Genomic DNA, 15,346 nt, shown 5'->3' with positions numbered 1-15,346 from the left:
GGAAGGTGACATCATGAAATACCAATCGCAAAAGGTCGCGCTTTATTACTTTGCCGGCGCGCTGGCCTTGTTCGTCGCCCAGGTGCTGTTCGGCACCCTGCTGGGCACCGTGGTGGTCGCGCCCAATTTCCTGGCCGATCTGGTGCCCTTCAACATTCTGCGCATGATCCACACCAACGCCCTGATCGTCTGGCTGTTGATGGGCTTCTTCGGCTGCGCCTATTACCTGATCCCGGAAGAAGCGGAAACCGAGCTGCACAGCCCCAAGCTGGCGGTGATACAGTTCTGGCTGTTCCTGTTCGGGGCCGCCGCCGCCGTTGTCGGCTATCTGTTCAAGATTCACGAAGGACGTGAATTCCTGGAACAGCCCTTGTGGATCAAGCTGGCCATCGTCGTCGTCGCCCTGATGTTCCTCTACAACGTCACCATGACGGTGTTGAAGGGCCGCAAGACCGCCATCACCAACATCTTGTTGCTGGGGCTGTGGGGCATCGCCATCTTCTTCCTGTTCTCGCTCTACAACCCGAACAATCTGGTCCTCGACAAGATGTTCTGGTGGTGGGTCGTCCATCTGTGGGTCGAAGGCGTGTGGGAACTGGTCATGGCCTCGGTGTTGGCCTTCCTGATGATCAAGCTGACCGGCGTCGACCGTGAAATCGTCGAGAAGTGGCTGTACGTCATCGTCGCCATGTCGCTGTTCACCGGCATCTTGGGCACCGGCCACCATTACTACTGGATCGGCACCCCGGCCTATTGGCAGTGGATCGGCTCGATCTTCTCGACGCTGGAAGTGCTGCCGTTCTTCGCCATGGTGGTGTTCACCTTCTACATGGTGTGGAAGGGTGGTCGTAGCCATCCGAACAAGGCCGCTCTGCTGTGGGCCTTGGGCTGCTCGGCCTTCGCCTTCTTCGGTGCCGGCGTGTGGGGTTTCCTGCACACCCTGGCCCCCATCAACTACTACACCCACGGTACCCAGGTCACCGCCGCCCATGGTCACCTGGCCTTCTACGGCGCCTATGTCATGCTGAACATCGCCATGTTCACCTATGCCATGCCGCTGATCCTGAAGCGCGAACCCTATAACCAGTTGCTCAACATGTGGGGCTTCTGGATCACTTCGGGTGCGGTGTCGTTCATGACCTTCGCGCTCACCTTCGCCGGCGTGGTGCAGACCCATCTGCAACGCGTCCTGGGCATGAGCTTCATGGAAGTTCAGGACCAGTTGCAGTTGTTCTACCAGTTCCGCCTGGGCGCCGGCCTGTTCACCCTGCTGGGTGTGGTGCTGATCGTCTGGTCGCTGGTGGTTCCCGGTAAGGCCAAGCAGGCCGCCGGTTATCAGGCTGCTGAATAACTTTAAAAAACTGCCTGGGGGGGTGGTTGCCAGCGGGCGGCCACCCCCTTTTTCTTGGAGTGATGATGGTCATGGATATTCCGTTCTACCTGCCGGTGGGCAATGAATGCGCCCTGTTCGAACTGGCCTTCCGCCACAAGCTGCCTTTGCTGCTGAAAGGGCCGACCGGCTGCGGCAAGACCCGTTTCGTCGCCCATATGGCGGCCAAGCTGCAAAAGCAGCTGCACACCGTATCTTGCCATGACGATCTGACCGCCGCCGATTTGACCGGGCGTTATCTGCTGAAGGGCGGCGATACCGTGTGGACCGACGGCCCCCTGACCAACTCGGTGCGCCACGGCGGCATCTGTTATCTGGACGAAGTGGTTGAGGCGCGCAAGGACGTCACCGTCGTGCTGCATCCGCTCACCGATGATCGCCGCCTGTTGCCCTTGGATCGTACCGGCGAATTGCTGGAAGCACCCGATGATTTCATGTTGGTGGTGTCTTATAACCCCGGCTACCAGAACGTGTTGAAGCAGTTGAAGCCGTCGACCCGGCAGCGCTTCATCGCCATCGAATTCGATTTCCCGCCGCCCGAGGTGGAATGCAAGGTGGTGGCCGAGGAAAGCGGACTGGACGGCGAACGGGTGGCGCAATTGGTGCGGCTGGCCGGGCGCCTGCGCGCCATGAAGGGCCATGACCTGGAAGAGGGCGTCTCCACCCGCCTGCTGGTCTATTGCGCTACCCTGATCCAGGCCGGCCTGCCGCTTGGCCAAGCAGTGCAGACGGCGATGATCGAGCCCCTGACCGACGATCAGGACGTGAAAAAGGGTCTGGACGAAGTGGTCCTCGCGGTCTTCGGATAAAAGTCATGTCCATTCTGGAAAACCTGGAACTGGAAGAAAAAGTCGGGCGCCTGTGGCACCGTCTGGTCGGCGACAAGCATTCGTGGCCGCGATACCCGGATGCCGCCGTGCCGCTGGATCAGGTGCGCGGCGCGCTGTCGGTGTTCTTTCGCGGTCTTGGGGGGGATGCCGGCATCAGCATCAGCAGCGCCAGCCTGAAGACCTCGACCCATCGCTTGAGCTGGAAACAACGCATCGGCATGGATGACGAGCGCATGGCGGTATCCAGCCGTGATGAAGTGTCGTTGTCCTTGCCCGATACGGTCGATGTCTTCGCCGATGCGACGCTTAACCGCGATCTGTATTTCTGGCTGGCCGCCTATTTCGCCGTGTTGCCGGGGGTGGGGGAGCTTCCCACCGATGCGTTGGCGGCCGACATCGCCTATCTGCGCCGCGCCGATGCTGCCACCCGGACGGCGTTGGAATTGTTCCTCGGTCTCAGGCGCCGCCATGGCGCGCTTTGTGCGGCCTTGCTGGCGGCACGGCCCAAGCGACCCTTGAACGGGGCGGAAGTCCAAGTGGAAGCCATGGTCATCGCCCTGTTGCAAGGCGAGCCGTTGCCGGCCTTGCCCGCTGGTCCGGCGCCGCATGGTTATCGCCCCTTCCTGCCGGTGCCGTTGTGGGGCGAGGCGTTGCACCGCGAACCGCAGCCGCGCAGTGAAGACGCCGAGGACAGCCAAGCGGGATCGAAGAAGGAAGAGCAGGAAGACAACCCCGACAAACGTCGCCGGGCCGAGCGCAAGCAACAGGACAATGCCGACCGCAAGGACCCGCTGATCCTCAACCGCTTCGAGAAGATTTTGGCCTTCGCCGACATGGTCAACGTCAATCGCGGCGCCGATGACCCGGACGAGGAAGAGGCGAAGAAGGCGGCGGACGAGATGGACAAGATCACCATCTCCAGTCACGGCAAGAAGGCGGCGACCAAGCTTAAATTCGATCTCGACCTGCCGCCCGAGGCCACCGACGTAACCCGCCTGTCCGGCACCCATCTGTACCCGGAATGGGATCACCGCGCCGCCTGCTACCACAAGGACCATTGCAAGGTGATCGTGGGGATGGCGGCCGAGGATGGTGACGATATCTGGCGCCCCGACACCCAGGCCAAGCGACGCATCCGTCAGGTCAAACGCCAGTTCGAGGCGCTGCGGACCAAGGCGCAGATCCTGCGCGCCCAGGTGGATGGCGGTGAATTGGACATGGAAGCCTTGGTGCGGGCACGCTCGGACCTGATCGCCTCGGGCCAGGGATCGGATCGGGTGTACATGCAGCGCCGCCCGATGGAGCGCGATCTGGCGGTGGCGGTGCTGGTGGATGCCAGTCTGTCCACCGATGCCTGGATCGAGAACCGCCGGGTGCTGGATGTGGAGAAAGAGGCGCTGGCGGTGTTCAGCCACGGCTTGGCCGCCTGCGACGACAGCTTCGCCATCTACACCTTCACCTCAAGGAAGCGCGCCTGGGTCAAGGTGGACACGGTCAAAAGCTTCGACGAGGAATTCGGCGATAAGGTCATGCGCCGCATCGGCGCGGTCAAGCCGGGCTATTACACCCGTATCGGCACCGCCATCCGCCATGTCACCGCCGAGTTGGAAAAGCGCCCCAATCGCCACCGCCTGCTGCTGGTGATCACCGACGGCAAGCCTAACGACATCGATCATTACGAGGGCCGCTACGGCATCGAGGACACGGCAAAATCCATCCACGAGGCGCGGGCCAAGGGGGTGGCGGTGTTCGGCGTCACCATCGACAAGAAGGCCCAGGCCTATTTCCCCCGCCTGTTCGGGCGCGGTTCCTACGCCATCGTCCATCATTTGGCGCAACTGACGGCGGCCTTGCCGCGCATCTATCGGCATCTGGTGGGATAAAAAGGGCCGCTTTTCAGCGGCCCTTCGCGTTCAGTCCTGCACCACCGGCGCGTCGTCGCGGTTGCCCCATTCCGACCACGAGCCGTCATAGACGGCGACATCCTTGTGCCCCATCAGGTACAGGCCCAGGGCGACAACGCAGGCGGTGACGCCCGAGCCGCAGGTGGTGGCGATGGGCTTGGACATATCCACGCCCGCCGCGTCGAAGATGGCCTTCAGCTCGGCGGCCGGCTTCATGGTGCGTTCGCGTTCGTCGATCAGGCTTTGCACCGGCACGTTCAGCGCGCCGGGCATATGGCCGACCTGCTTGACCGGCCACGGCTCGCCATCGGTGCCCTTGAAACGGCCGGGGGCGCGGGCATCGACGATCTGTTCGCGGCCCGTTTCGATAGTGGCCTTCATGTGGTCGAAATCGCGCACCAGCGAGTGGTTGACGTGGGGGATGAAGTGGCGGTCGCGCGGGATCGGCGGCAAATCCTCGGTGGCGCGCTGTTCGCGCAGCCATTTGGGCAGGCCGCCATCGAGCACGCAGACGTCGCGGTGGCCGAACACGCGGAACATCCACCACACGCGGGCGGCGGCGCTGCCGAAGCCGGTGCCGTCATAGATGACGATCTTGTTGCCGTTGCCCAAGCCCATCTTGCGGACCTTGCTGGCGAACTTTTCCGGCGCCGGCAGCATATGCGGCAGCGGGTTGGCGGAATCCGCCACCTCGTCGATGTCGAAGAACACGGCACCGGGGATGTGCTCGTTATCGTATTCCTCGCGCCCGTTGCGGTTGGCGCTGGGCGGATACCAACTGGCATCGACGATACGTACATCCGGGGCCTTCAAGTGATCGGCAAGCCATTGGGTGCTGACGATGGCATCCGGATTAACGTAGGTCATGGCGGCGCTTCCCTTATGGTTATGCCAGCCATTCCGGTACGGGTAGGTTCTTTTCCCGCAGGAAGGCCGGGTTGAACAATTTACTTTGATAGCGCGTACCATAATCGCACAGCACTGTCACCACCGTATGCCCCGGACCGAGGTCGCGGGCGACCTTGATGGCGGCCATGATGTTGATGCCGCTCGACCCGCCGACCACCAAACCCTCTTCCTTGATCAGGTCGAAAATCACCGGCAAGGCTTCCTCGTCGGTCACCTGGACTTGACCGTCGATGGGGGCACCCACCAGATTTTGGGTGATGCGGCCCTGGCCGATGCCTTCGGTGATGGACGTTCCCTCGGCCTTCAATTCGCCATTGGCATAGTAATTGTAAAGCGCAGAGCCCATGGGGTCGGCCAGAACGATACGGATATCCTTGTTGCGCTCCTTCAGCGCCAACCCGATGCCGGCCAGGGTGCCGCCGGTGCCCACCGCGCAGGTGAAGGCATCGACCTTGCCGTCGGTCTGCTCCCAGATTTCCGGTCCCGTCGTGCGATAATGGCCCATACGGTTGGCCGTGTTGTCGAACTGGTTGGCCCACAACACCCCCGCCGGCTCATTGGCCGCCAGTTCCTTGGCCAGGGTTTCCGAATAGCGCACGTAATTGCCGGGATTGGCGTAGGGCAGGGCGGGGACCAGCCGCAGATCGGCGCCCACCAGCCGCAGCATGTCCTTTTTTTCCTGACTTTGGGTTTCCGGCATGACGATGACGGTGCGATAGCCGCGCGCATTGGCGACCAGGGCCAGGCCGATGCCGGTATTGCCCGCCGTGCCCTCGACGATCACCCCGCCGGGCTTCAGCAGGCCTTTGTCCTCGGCGTCGGTGATGATGGCCAAGGCGGCGCGGTCCTTGACCGAACCGCCGGGATTGAGGAATTCCGCCTTGCCCAGGATGGTGCAACCGGTGATCTCCGACGCCCGCTTCAGCTTGATCAGGGGGGTGTTGCCGATGGTGTCGTTGAAATCGGCACGAATCTTGGCCATTTGCTTGCATCCTGGAATAAATAACACTTGAGAAAAGCATATATGACGCATGACGTTTTAATCAATGGTTCTTTAGTGTGAAATCAAGGTAAAAAACAACCCGCCGGGTGGGCGGGCTGTAAAAGGGGGGTTAAGCCAGCCAGCGGGCGCGGATATGATCGCGTTCCAGCATCAGCCATTGGACCGCCAGCACCGCCATGGAATTGCAGATGCGGCCATCCTTGGTCATGGCATAGGCGTCGTCGGTGGGCAGGGTGAAGACGCGGATATCCTCGCCCTCGTGCTCCAACCCATGCAGGCCGTCGATCCGCGACGAATCGACGCGGGCGCAGAACAGGGCACAGCTTTCCGACGAACCGCCGGCGGTGACCAGATATTTGCCCACCTCGATCATGTCGGTGGGTTCGGCGCCGGCTTCCTCGGCACTTTCGCGGCGGGCGACGCTTTCCGGGGTTTCGCCCTCCTCGATGATGCCGGCGACGCATTCCACCAGCCACGGGTACCAGCCGGCAGCCAGGGCGCCGGGGCGGAACTGCTCGATCATCGCCACCCGGTCGCGCTCGGGATCATACAGCAGCACCACCGAGGCATGGCCGCGCTCGAAGATTTCGCGGACGATTTCCTGGGTCCAACCGCCATCGAAGCGGCGATGGCGCAGCCGATAGCGATCGATCTGGAAATAGCCCTTGAACATCGTGTCCTTGGCGATGACCTGGACGTCGTCGTCGCTGAAGCGCTTCATCTCAGTAAGCCCACAAGGTGCCGGTGGCGCCGATGGCGGTGGTGAACAGACCCAGGATCAAGTTGATGGCGACGATGTGGCGGATGCGGTTCAGCGATCCGGCGGCCTTGACGTGATCCTCGGTGTCGACGCGGCGCTTGAATGCCTGGAACGGACCGAAATACAGATAGATGAAATTGGCGATCATGATCAGACCGGTGATCTGCATGATATCGATATGCACGGCGCCGCCGGTGAAGCCGCCGCGATACCCCAGGAACAAAACGCCATAACCGGTGAGCAGCAGGGCGATGATCGATCCCCAGACCACGGCGAAAAAGCGCGGCAGCACCCGGCGCCACAGAGCCAGACGCAGGGGCAGGGCCATATCGGCCATGGCCGGGCGCAAGATCAGATGGGCGAAGATCATACCGCCGACCCAGGCCAGGGTGGCCAGGGCGTGGATGGCCAGGGCAAGCGTGTAAGACAGCATGGGCTTTTCCTTCAAATCCCTAGTTTCGCGCCGATTTCGATGGCCAATGCCTTGATTTCCTTGGTGGCGGTGTGGCGCGGATTGCTTTCCGCCACGCCTTTGCCTTCCATCATCGAGGCGGCGAAGGCGACCCGGTTGCCCAGTACGGATTCGGCCACCGGCATGTCGGCTTGCAGGATTTTGGCTTTCACCGCGTCCACCAGCTTACCCTTGGGCGGGGTGCGGTTGAAGACGACGATGGCGGTACTTTTTTCCTTTTTCGCCAGATCCAAGGTGGGCTGGGTCGCCCACAAATCCAACGGTGTCGGCTGCATGGGCACCAGGATCAGATCGGCGGCGCGCACGGCGATGCGCACGTCGGTTTCGGCGTGCGGCGGGCTGTCGACCAAGATGACGTCCAAATCGCGTTTCATGCGGTCCAATTCGGTGGACAGGCGCCAGCCCGAGGCCTGCAAGAAGGTGATGCCGGCGCCGGCGGGATCGACCAGCATCTTGCGCACCTCGAACCACATGGCCAGTGAGCCCTGTGGGTCGATATCGACCACCCCCACGCGCATGCCGGCCTGGGCGAAAGTGACCGCCAATTGGGCAGTGATGGTGCTTTTGCCGGCGCCGCCTTTTTGCTGGGCAACGGTAATGGTCTTGGCCGACATGCGCTTATATCCCCTGGAATTGCTTTGGGTTCAGGCTATCGGGTTTAAGCCATTTTGCAAGAGCGAGAACGTTTCAGGGCCGTTGCACTGGGCTTCCGTCGCACAAGATGCCCTTGGTGAACACATCTTCCTCGCCCGCCTTGCAATTGTCATCAAAGGCGAAGCCGGGAATTTCCTTCTTCACCCTTGGCGGCAGGGTCCAGGGTTGGCTGCCGCGGAACACGGCGCAGCCGCCGTGGCGGCGCAAAATCTCGGCGAGTGCGATCTTCTGATTCCACCACACCAACCCCTCATCCCACCACGAATGCTTGTTGGTGAACCAGGTATATTCGTCCTTGGGCATCCAGGTGGCCAGAAGCGGCGAATAACGCCCCTGGGAATTCATGTCGCCGCGTTGCATGGCATAGGACAGGGCCGAGGACGAGTCGAAATAGATCTTGGCGCAGCCGCCATAGCGGCTCATGTCAAAGCTTTGGGCTTCACGCGTCCATTGCCGCAATTCCATGGTCTGCGACCATGATGCCGGAATAGTCAGGAGGACCAGCAGCGTCGCCACCCCTTGCCAAGCCCGCCGGTGCCACAATGGATCGGTGGCCTGGGCGGTGATATGCCACAACACCGCCAGGGTCGGCCCGGTCAGCATCAGCGCCGGGATCAGGTAATGGGCGGCGGATTGCTTGGCGACGACGATGACCGTCAGCACCTGCGCCAAAACCATGCCCACGGCCAGTCGGGCCAGCGGATTGGCGGCCATCGCGCCGCGCCGGCGCATGCGCACATAGGCGGCCAGCACCACCAGCATGGCGATGATGGTGATTGTGAAGATGATCTTGGAGCCGAAAATCTTCATCACCGTGCGCGGGAACTTGCCCGGGTCGATGACGCTGGCCTCGCCGGTGCCATAGGCGCCGGAATGGGTCAGCACCCGCGTCCACCAGTCGAGGAAGATTTCATAGGACGGCAAGGCCGGGGCGACGAAGACGAAAAAGGCGGCGATGGTGGCGGCGGGATAGATCAAAAACAGCCGGCGCCGGTCCAGCAGTAACAGCGGCACCACGCCAAGGACGGCGAATTGCAGCTTGATGGCGATGCCGAAGCCCATGGCCACGCCTAGCCAGATGGCATGGCGGTCGCCCTGCTTTTGGGTCCGCGCCACCGCCAGAGCCGCCGCCACCAGGAAACAGGCGGCGACGATCAGGAATGGCTCGGGTTTGGGGTGCAGGGAAAACTTGGGGATGATCATGGACAGAAACGGCGTGGATTGCGCCAGCAGGGCAGGCCACAGCGAGCCGGTGGCCCGATAAAAGGCGCGCCCCAGTACGAACAAAGCCGCCGCGACGAAGGGGTAGATGGCCAGGGTCGCCACCAGCAGATGGTGTTCCGGCTGGTGCAGCACGGTATCGATGATCTGCTCGGTCGGGGTGAAGGGATGCATCAGTCGCAGCACGGCGCCGATCAACACCTGGACCGGCGTGCCCGGATGGCCCAGATCGGTCGGTGCCCGTCCTTCCAGAACCAACAGACCGTTGAACAGGTAATAATAATCGGGGTCCAGGTTGAACACCTGCCACAATGGCAGGCTGGCCGCCAGCATGGCGCCCAGCAGGGCGACAAAGGTCAGCGGCAGAAACCACAGGATTGACGCTGTCTTCATCGCGGGACCAGGACGGCGTACATGTTGGCGCTCCAGAATTCAGGTGGTGTCAGCAAGGCCCAGGATAAAAAACGGTGCACCAGCATATCGGTGATCATGCGGCGACGCGACCCTTGACGCTGGGCGTAGACGCGCAGCACGTCATAGCCGGCGGCGTCGGCCAATTGGCGTATGGATTGCGGCGTAAAGGCGGTGCGATGGGTCAGGTCGCCGAACTGATATTGCAAGGCCCAGGGACAGGCGGCATTGGGCACCTTGAGGATGATGCGGGCATCGGGGGTGAGACGCGGAATCAGGGCTTTCAGCAGCCGCAAGGCCTCGTCGGGGCTGAAATGTTCGAGGACGTCGAACAGAGCCACGCGGTCGAAGCGACCCAAGTCGTCATCGGCCAGGGCCGACCAGATATCCGTGCAGACGAAGCTGGCACGGACGTTGGCGGGGATGATCTCGGCCAGGGCCGGGTCGTGATCGACGCCGATGCTGCCGCGGATTCCCTTAGTGTCGAGATAGGCGAGAAAGGCGCCGGTGCCGCAGCCCAATTCCAATACCCGGCAGGCCGGGGTGAATTGAGCGGGATACCAAACCTCGGCGTCGAAACGTGCGATCTGCTTGCGCCCGGTCTGTGGTGTCTCGTAGCCTTTATATGAGGCATAAGATTGGTAGAAGTCCGGAACTTCGTTGCTCACCCTGGCCTCCCTCGTGTTGTTCGGGTTTAACCCATGGCAGAGCGCAGAGCAAGAGACGGCAATACTTGCGCCGCTTCAGGCACGGGAGCATGATCCGCCCGCCTGAACCGAATGGCGGAGATCATGGAAACCATTCTGCACGCTTTGTTGTTGGGAATCGTCGAGGGTCTGACCGAGTTCCTGCCAGTATCATCCACTGGGCATCTGATCTTGCTCGGCGATCTGCTGGGGTTTCAGGGGCCGCCGGGCAAAACCTTCGAGATCGTCATTCAGCTTGGCGCCATCCTGGCGGTTTGCGTGGTGTATTGGCGGCGGCTGTCGGGGGCGGCCATCGGCATGTTCACCAATGATCGCGACATGTTTTTCGTCCGCAACATCCTGATCGGCTTTCTTCCGGCCATGCTGGTGGGCGTGGTCGCCTATAAGCATATTCGCGCGCTTTTGGATTCCCCCATCATCGTCGCCATCGCCCTGGTGGTGGGCGGCGTGGTGATCCTGGTGCTGGAACGGGTCAACAAGCATCCGCGCTTTCACGCGGTCGAGGACTTTCCGGTGTCGCTGTCGGTCAAGATCGGCCTGTTCCAGTGTCTGGCCATGGTGCCGGGCGTCTCGCGTTCGGGCGCCACCATCATGGGAGCGCTGCTGGTCGGCGCCGATCGCAAGGCGGCGGCCGAGTTTTCCTTCTTCCTGGCCATTCCCACCATGCTGGGGGCCACCGCCTATTCGCTTTACAAGAACTGGTCCGAGTTGTCCTTCGACAATATGGGGCTGATCGCACTGGGCTTCGCCGCCGCCTTCATCGCCGCCCTGGTGGTGGTGCGCGCGGCCATCGGCCTGATCCTGCGCTATGGCTTCACCCCGTTCGCCTGGTACCGCATCGTTTTCGGCGGTGCCATGCTGGTGTTTTTGCTGGGGCGCTAGCTCAGTTCCACCACTTTTCCGGCCACCAGGATTTCGGCGCGCAAGGCGGCGCCGTTGCCGGCCAGTTGCACCCGCTCGGCCAGACCCAGCCGGGTCAGTTCGTTATGCAGGTGGCCGCTATCGGCATAAGACAAGGTCAGCCGTTTGAGCCGCAGGCCGTGATCGGGCAGGCGGTTACACGGATGGCCGCCATCTTGCCATTGGATCAGCGCCGGCACCGTGCCGCCCAAGCGGGGCTGACCATCGAAGGGGGCGGCGAAGCGCCAGCGGAAATCGCCGCGCTGCATGTCCAGTGCCGGTTCATCCGGCTGGCGCAGCCTGTCGATGGATTGGGTCCGGGCAACCCAGTTAACCAGACGGGGAATACCGGTAAAGCGATCCAGGCCGAACCAGCGCGGGCCTTCCGGCGCTGATGCCTCGGGGTCGATGCTGATCACTTCCAGATAGCAATCCGGTCCCAGCGACAGTAAGGCATTGTGGGTGCCCATGCGGGCGTGCTTGCCGCCCAAGGTCGGGGCAACGCCAAGGCGTTGGGCGATGTGGCCGATTCCTTCCCCCAAGGAGCGGGCGGCGACGACCAGATGATCTAGAGCATTTTCACATCGAGCGTCCATATCCGTCGTGGGCGAAGAAATTGGCGCATTCCTCGGGCGGAAACAGGTCGATGAGTTTTCCGATCACGTCCCATAAGGTGTTGATGGTGCGGGCTTGCGCCTTTCGCAGCAGGCTCTTGAGCTTGGCGAAGGCGAGCTCGATGGGATTGAGGTCTGGGGAGTAGGGCGGCAGATACCGCAGGGTGGCCCCTCGGGCTTCGATGAGTTGCTTGACCCCTGCCACCTTGTGGGCGGGCAGATTGTCCATTACGACGATGTCGCCGGGCCGCAAGGTCGGAGCCAGGACCTGCTCGACATAGGCCAGGAAGATCGCGCCATTCATCGCCTTGTCGATGACGAAGGGGGCGGAGATTCCGTCATGCCGGAGCGCCCCGACGAAGGTGGTCATTTTCCAATGACCGTGCGGCACCGCAGCCAGCAGCCGCTGACCGCGCGGCGCCCGTCCGTAGCGCCGGGTCATGTTGGTCGATGCCCCGGTTTCATCAAGGAAGACCAAGCGGGTTGGGTCCAGCGCCGGCTGCTCGGCTCGCCAGGCGATGCGTCCTTCGGCTACGTCGGGACGTTCCTGCTCGGCAGCATGCGCACTCTTTTTTTCAGACTGAGGTCGAGCCGCTCAAGCGTGTTCCACAGGCCGCCGACGCTGATCGACACGCCCAATTCGGCCAGAACCCAGGCGCGCAACTCAGCCAGCGTGGCATCGGGCTCGACCTTGATCTGCGCCTGCAACGCCTCAAGGTGAGCCGCCAGCTTCTGTCCTGGCCGCCCAGGCCGTGGCTTCACCGTCGTCTCGCCGGTGGCCCGGCGGCGGCCTTGGGCCTTGTAGATGTACGAAACGCTCACCCGGAACAGCGGCGCCACCTCGTAGGCGCTCATGCCGCTGTCCACAGCCGCCAAAACTCTATCGCGCAAGTCCTGAGAATAGGACTGCCCTGAGCGCCACGTCATCGCATCATCCTCGGGAGCGTTGTTACCGAAGATGTTGAATCACAAAATGACCTCAGGGGGAATCCTCTACCGATTCCGCTCGGCGTGAAACCGCTCTAATTGGCATGTCATCGCCACAGCATAAAAGAAAAAGGCCGCCGGGGGGAACCCGGCGGCCAAGTTTTTCGACGGTATTGTCGCAGCCCTTAGTGGGCGGCGGCACCTTCGGCGCCCAGACCGGTTTCGGACCGGATCGCCATGGCTTCGTACTGCGCCCGTTCGGCATTGCCCTGGTCACTGTTGTCCATGATGGAGAACAACCAGCAGCAGAGGAAAGCGGCCGGCATGGTGAACAGGGTCGGGTACACGAACGGGAAGATGGGCTCGGCGAAGCCGAAGCTCGACACCCAGACGACCTTGGACAGGATCACGCAGCCAACCGACCCGAACAGGCCGATGTAACCGCCGATGACCGCACCCTTGGTGGTCAGCGACTTCGAGAACATGGCCATGACCAGCACCGGGAAGGTGGCGGACGCGGCGATGGAGAAGGTCAAGGCGACGATGAACGCCACGTTCTGCTTTTCGAAGATGACGCCCAGGATCACGGCGATGACGCCCAGACCCAAGGAAGCGAACTTCGAGACACGCACTTCGCCAGCTTCGGTGGTGCGCCCACGGGCGAACACGTTGGCATAGAGATCATGCGAGATGGCAGAGGCGCCGGCCAGGGTCAGACCCGACACCACCGCGAGGATGGTGGCGAAGGCCACGGCCGAGATGAAGCCCAGGAACAGGTTGCCGCCGATGGCATGAGCCAGCCAGATGGCGGGCATGTTGCCGCCGCCCTTCAGGTTCAGGCCGCCCTTGGCGACGTCCAGGTACTGCGGATCGGTGGCCACCAGGGTGATGGCGCCGAAACCGATGATGAAGGTCAGGATGTAGAAGTAACCGATGAAGCCGGTGGCGTAGAAGACCGACTTGCGGGCTTCCTTGGCGTTCGGCACGGTGAAGAAGCGCATCAGGATGTGCGGCAAACCGGCGGTGCCGAACATCAGGGTCAGGCCCAGCGAGATGGCGTCGACCGGGTTGGTCACCAGCGAGCCGGGGGCCATGATGGCGGCCTTCTTCGGGTGGACTTCAATGGCCTTGGCGAACAAAGCCTCGAACGAGAAGCCGAAATGCGACAGCACGCCCAAAGCGATGAAGGTGGCGCCGCCCAACAGCAGGCAGGCCTTGATGATCTGCACCCAGGTGGTGGCGGTCATGCCACCGAAGGTCACGTAGACCATCATCAGCGCACCGACGACGATGACGGCGAGGAGGTAGTCGAGACCGAACAGCAGCTTGAGCAGCTGGCCGGCGCCGACCATCTGGCCGATCAGGTAGAAGATGACGACGATCAGCGCGCCGGAAGCGGCGAAGATGCGGACCGGGCCCTGGGCCAGACGATAGCTGGCAACGTCGGCGAAGGTGAACTTGCCCAGGTTACGCAGACGTTCGGCGATCAGGAACAGGATGATCGGCCAACCGACCAGCCAACCGACCGAGAAGATCAGGCCGTCGAAGCCCGAGCCGTACACCAGGGCGGAAATACCCAGGAACGACGCGGCCGACATGTAGTCACCGGCGATGGCCAGACCGTTCTGGAAGCCGGTGATGCCGCCACCAGCCGCATAGAAGTCAGCGGCGGTCTTGTTCTTGCGGGCGGCCCAATAGGTGATGCCCAGGGTGCCGCCAACGAAGATGGCGAACATGACGATGGCGTGCCAGTTGGTGGCTTGCTTTTCCGCGTTGCCCATATCGGCGCCGGCGGCGTAGGCAGCGGTGGCGACCAGGGTCCCGCCGATGGCGAGAGCGGCCGCGAGTGCGAACTTGGTAATGTTCATCAGCGGGCTTCCTCGAGAATCTGGCGGTTCAGTTCGTCGAACTCGGTATTGGCGCGACGGACATAGATACCGGTCAGCACGATGGCCGACAGGATCACGCCCACGCCGATGGGGAAGCCGACGGTGGTGACGCCGCCCGACAACGACTGACCCAGGAAGGTCTTGCCGTAGGCGATCAGCAGGATGAAGCCGAAATAAATGCTCAGCATGACGGCCGACAGCAGCCAGGCAAACGCACGGCGCTTGCTGACCAGCTCTTGGAACTTGGGATTGTTGCGAATGTGCTCATGCGCGACGGCATGAATGTTCGCTTTGGGTGATTCTGCCACTTTGACCCTCCGCTATTTTACCGCCCCATCGGGGTCGGCTTTGTTGTTTTCTGGACCGTTGTCCGGTCGGCTTTTTGTTACCCTGCGCGTTGCTAAGGGCACCCATGCGATCACGGAATGCCCCCGACCCTTGCAGGGAGGTTCCGACGTCATTAACATCCGCCTACATTGCCGTCAACCGTGCTTGCGGGTCAGGGTTGAATTATTTGCATGGCGGCGTCCGGCACCAAAAGCTGCGCTAGTTTAGAATTTTCCTTCCTTTTCAGACGGCAAGTGCATCTTGGTCTAAGTTTCCAAGACCCCATCAAGGTTGCTGCTGTCGACTTGGGATTGCCACTGGCAATGGCTTTATATTTTATTATTATTCGATGCCGGGTTTTCTCTGGCGACACTTTCGGGTAGGCTTCGCCGCGTTGGTGTGACCTTGTGCCACCGCATCAGTTATAG

General features: G+C 62.0%; 15 protein-coding genes. 4 read left to right on the top strand and 11 right to left on the bottom strand.

All coding sequences use genetic code 11. The features are described 5' to 3' along the window. Nucleotides 1-13 precede the first annotated feature (13 nt). The 3 genes from MGMSRV2_RS08570 to MGMSRV2_RS08560 all read left to right on the top strand — a co-directional run bounded on the left by MGMSRV2_RS08570 (nucleotide 14) and on the right by MGMSRV2_RS08560 (nucleotide 4,103). Nucleotides 14-1,351, top strand: a complete 1,338-nt coding sequence (locus MGMSRV2_RS08570; RefSeq protein WP_024079950.1) for a cbb3-type cytochrome c oxidase subunit I — start codon at nucleotides 14-16, stop codon at nucleotides 1,349-1,351. A gap of 65 nt (nucleotides 1,352-1,416) precedes the next feature. Beyond that, nucleotides 1,417-2,199, top strand: a complete 783-nt coding sequence (locus MGMSRV2_RS08565; protein ID WP_024079949.1) for a CbbQ/NirQ/NorQ/GpvN family protein — start codon at nucleotides 1,417-1,419, stop codon at nucleotides 2,197-2,199. A 5-nt stretch (nucleotides 2,200-2,204) separates the two neighbouring features. Next, nucleotides 2,205-4,103: a nitric oxide reductase activation protein NorD gene (locus MGMSRV2_RS08560; RefSeq protein WP_024079948.1), complete on the top strand. Its 1,899-nt coding sequence runs from the start codon at nucleotides 2,205-2,207 to the stop codon at nucleotides 4,101-4,103. A 30-nt stretch (nucleotides 4,104-4,133) separates the two neighbouring features. Here MGMSRV2_RS08560 and sseA read toward each other — a convergent pair whose 3' ends face one another. From sseA to MGMSRV2_RS08525, 7 genes are all read right to left on the bottom strand, one after another. Further along, nucleotides 4,134-4,991 (bottom strand): 3-mercaptopyruvate sulfurtransferase, encoded by an 858-nt coding sequence (gene sseA / locus MGMSRV2_RS08555; RefSeq protein ID WP_024079947.1) that lies wholly within the window; start codon nucleotides 4,989-4,991, stop codon nucleotides 4,134-4,136. 19 nt (nucleotides 4,992-5,010) lie between these two features. Then, nucleotides 5,011-6,015, bottom strand: coding sequence for a cysteine synthase A (locus tag MGMSRV2_RS08550; RefSeq protein WP_024079946.1), 1,005 nt, complete (start codon nucleotides 6,013-6,015; stop codon nucleotides 5,011-5,013). 130 nt (nucleotides 6,016-6,145) lie between these two features. Further along, nucleotides 6,146-6,757: an NUDIX domain-containing protein gene (locus MGMSRV2_RS08545; protein ID WP_024079945.1), complete on the bottom strand. Its 612-nt coding sequence runs from the start codon at nucleotides 6,755-6,757 to the stop codon at nucleotides 6,146-6,148. Nucleotide 6,758: 1 nt separating this feature from the next. Next, entirely contained in the window at nucleotides 6,759-7,229 is a 471-nt protein-coding gene (locus MGMSRV2_RS08540; RefSeq protein WP_041634252.1) for a CopD family protein, read from the bottom strand. A gap of 11 nt (nucleotides 7,230-7,240) precedes the next feature. Beyond that, nucleotides 7,241-7,882 (bottom strand): ParA family partition ATPase, encoded by a 642-nt coding sequence (gene parA / locus MGMSRV2_RS08535; RefSeq protein WP_024079943.1) that lies wholly within the window; start codon nucleotides 7,880-7,882, stop codon nucleotides 7,241-7,243. 73 nt (nucleotides 7,883-7,955) lie between these two features. After that, entirely contained in the window at nucleotides 7,956-9,536 is a 1,581-nt protein-coding gene (locus MGMSRV2_RS08530) for a glycosyltransferase 87 family protein (RefSeq protein WP_024079942.1), read from the bottom strand. Beyond that, entirely contained in the window at nucleotides 9,533-10,222 is a 690-nt protein-coding gene (locus MGMSRV2_RS08525) for a class I SAM-dependent methyltransferase (RefSeq protein WP_024079941.1), read from the bottom strand. The genes MGMSRV2_RS08530 and MGMSRV2_RS08525 overlap by 4 nt, the downstream gene beginning before the upstream one ends. Nucleotides 10,223-10,345: 123 nt before the next feature. On the opposite strand from MGMSRV2_RS08525, the gene MGMSRV2_RS08520 reads away from it, so the two are divergent. Next, complete coding sequence (locus tag MGMSRV2_RS08520; RefSeq protein WP_024079940.1) at nucleotides 10,346-11,143, top strand: undecaprenyl-diphosphate phosphatase; 798 nt, start codon at nucleotides 10,346-10,348, stop codon at nucleotides 11,141-11,143. Here MGMSRV2_RS08520 and MGMSRV2_RS08515 read toward each other — a convergent pair. The 4 genes from MGMSRV2_RS08515 to MGMSRV2_RS08500 form a co-directional block, all read right to left on the bottom strand. Continuing rightward, a complete protein-coding gene (locus tag MGMSRV2_RS08515) occupies nucleotides 11,140-11,757 on the bottom strand; it encodes a VOC family protein (RefSeq protein ID WP_024079939.1) in 618 nt (205 codons plus the stop codon). The two genes, MGMSRV2_RS08520 and MGMSRV2_RS08515, sit on opposite strands and share 4 nt — an antisense overlap. Then, nucleotides 11,741-12,702, bottom strand: a protein-coding gene (locus MGMSRV2_RS08510) for an IS630 family transposase (RefSeq protein ID WP_144084247.1) whose coding sequence is annotated in 2 segments (ribosomal slippage) — nucleotides 11,741-12,354 and nucleotides 12,354-12,702 — 963 coding nt in all. Because the reading frame shifts where the segments join, the coding sequence is not laid out codon by codon here. Before MGMSRV2_RS08510 ends, MGMSRV2_RS08515 begins: the two co-directional genes overlap by 17 nt. Nucleotides 12,703-12,887: 185 nt before the next feature. Continuing rightward, the gene (locus MGMSRV2_RS08505) at nucleotides 12,888-14,570 is read right to left on the bottom strand and encodes a cation acetate symporter (RefSeq protein WP_024079938.1); all 1,683 of its coding nucleotides are present in this window, start codon (nucleotides 14,568-14,570) and stop codon (nucleotides 12,888-12,890) included. Beyond that, a complete protein-coding gene (locus MGMSRV2_RS08500; protein ID WP_024079937.1) occupies nucleotides 14,570-14,899 on the bottom strand; it encodes a DUF485 domain-containing protein in 330 nt (109 codons plus the stop codon). The genes MGMSRV2_RS08505 and MGMSRV2_RS08500 overlap by 1 nt, the downstream gene beginning before the upstream one ends. Nucleotides 14,900-15,346: the final 447 nt, after the last annotated feature.

The organism is Magnetospirillum gryphiswaldense MSR-1 v2 (assembly GCF_000513295.1).
GTDB classification, from domain to species: domain Bacteria; phylum Pseudomonadota; class Alphaproteobacteria; order Rhodospirillales; family Magnetospirillaceae; genus Magnetospirillum; species Magnetospirillum gryphiswaldense.
The sequence above is the reverse complement of the archived record's forward strand: the minus strand, read 5'-3'. Positions and strand labels throughout refer to the sequence as shown.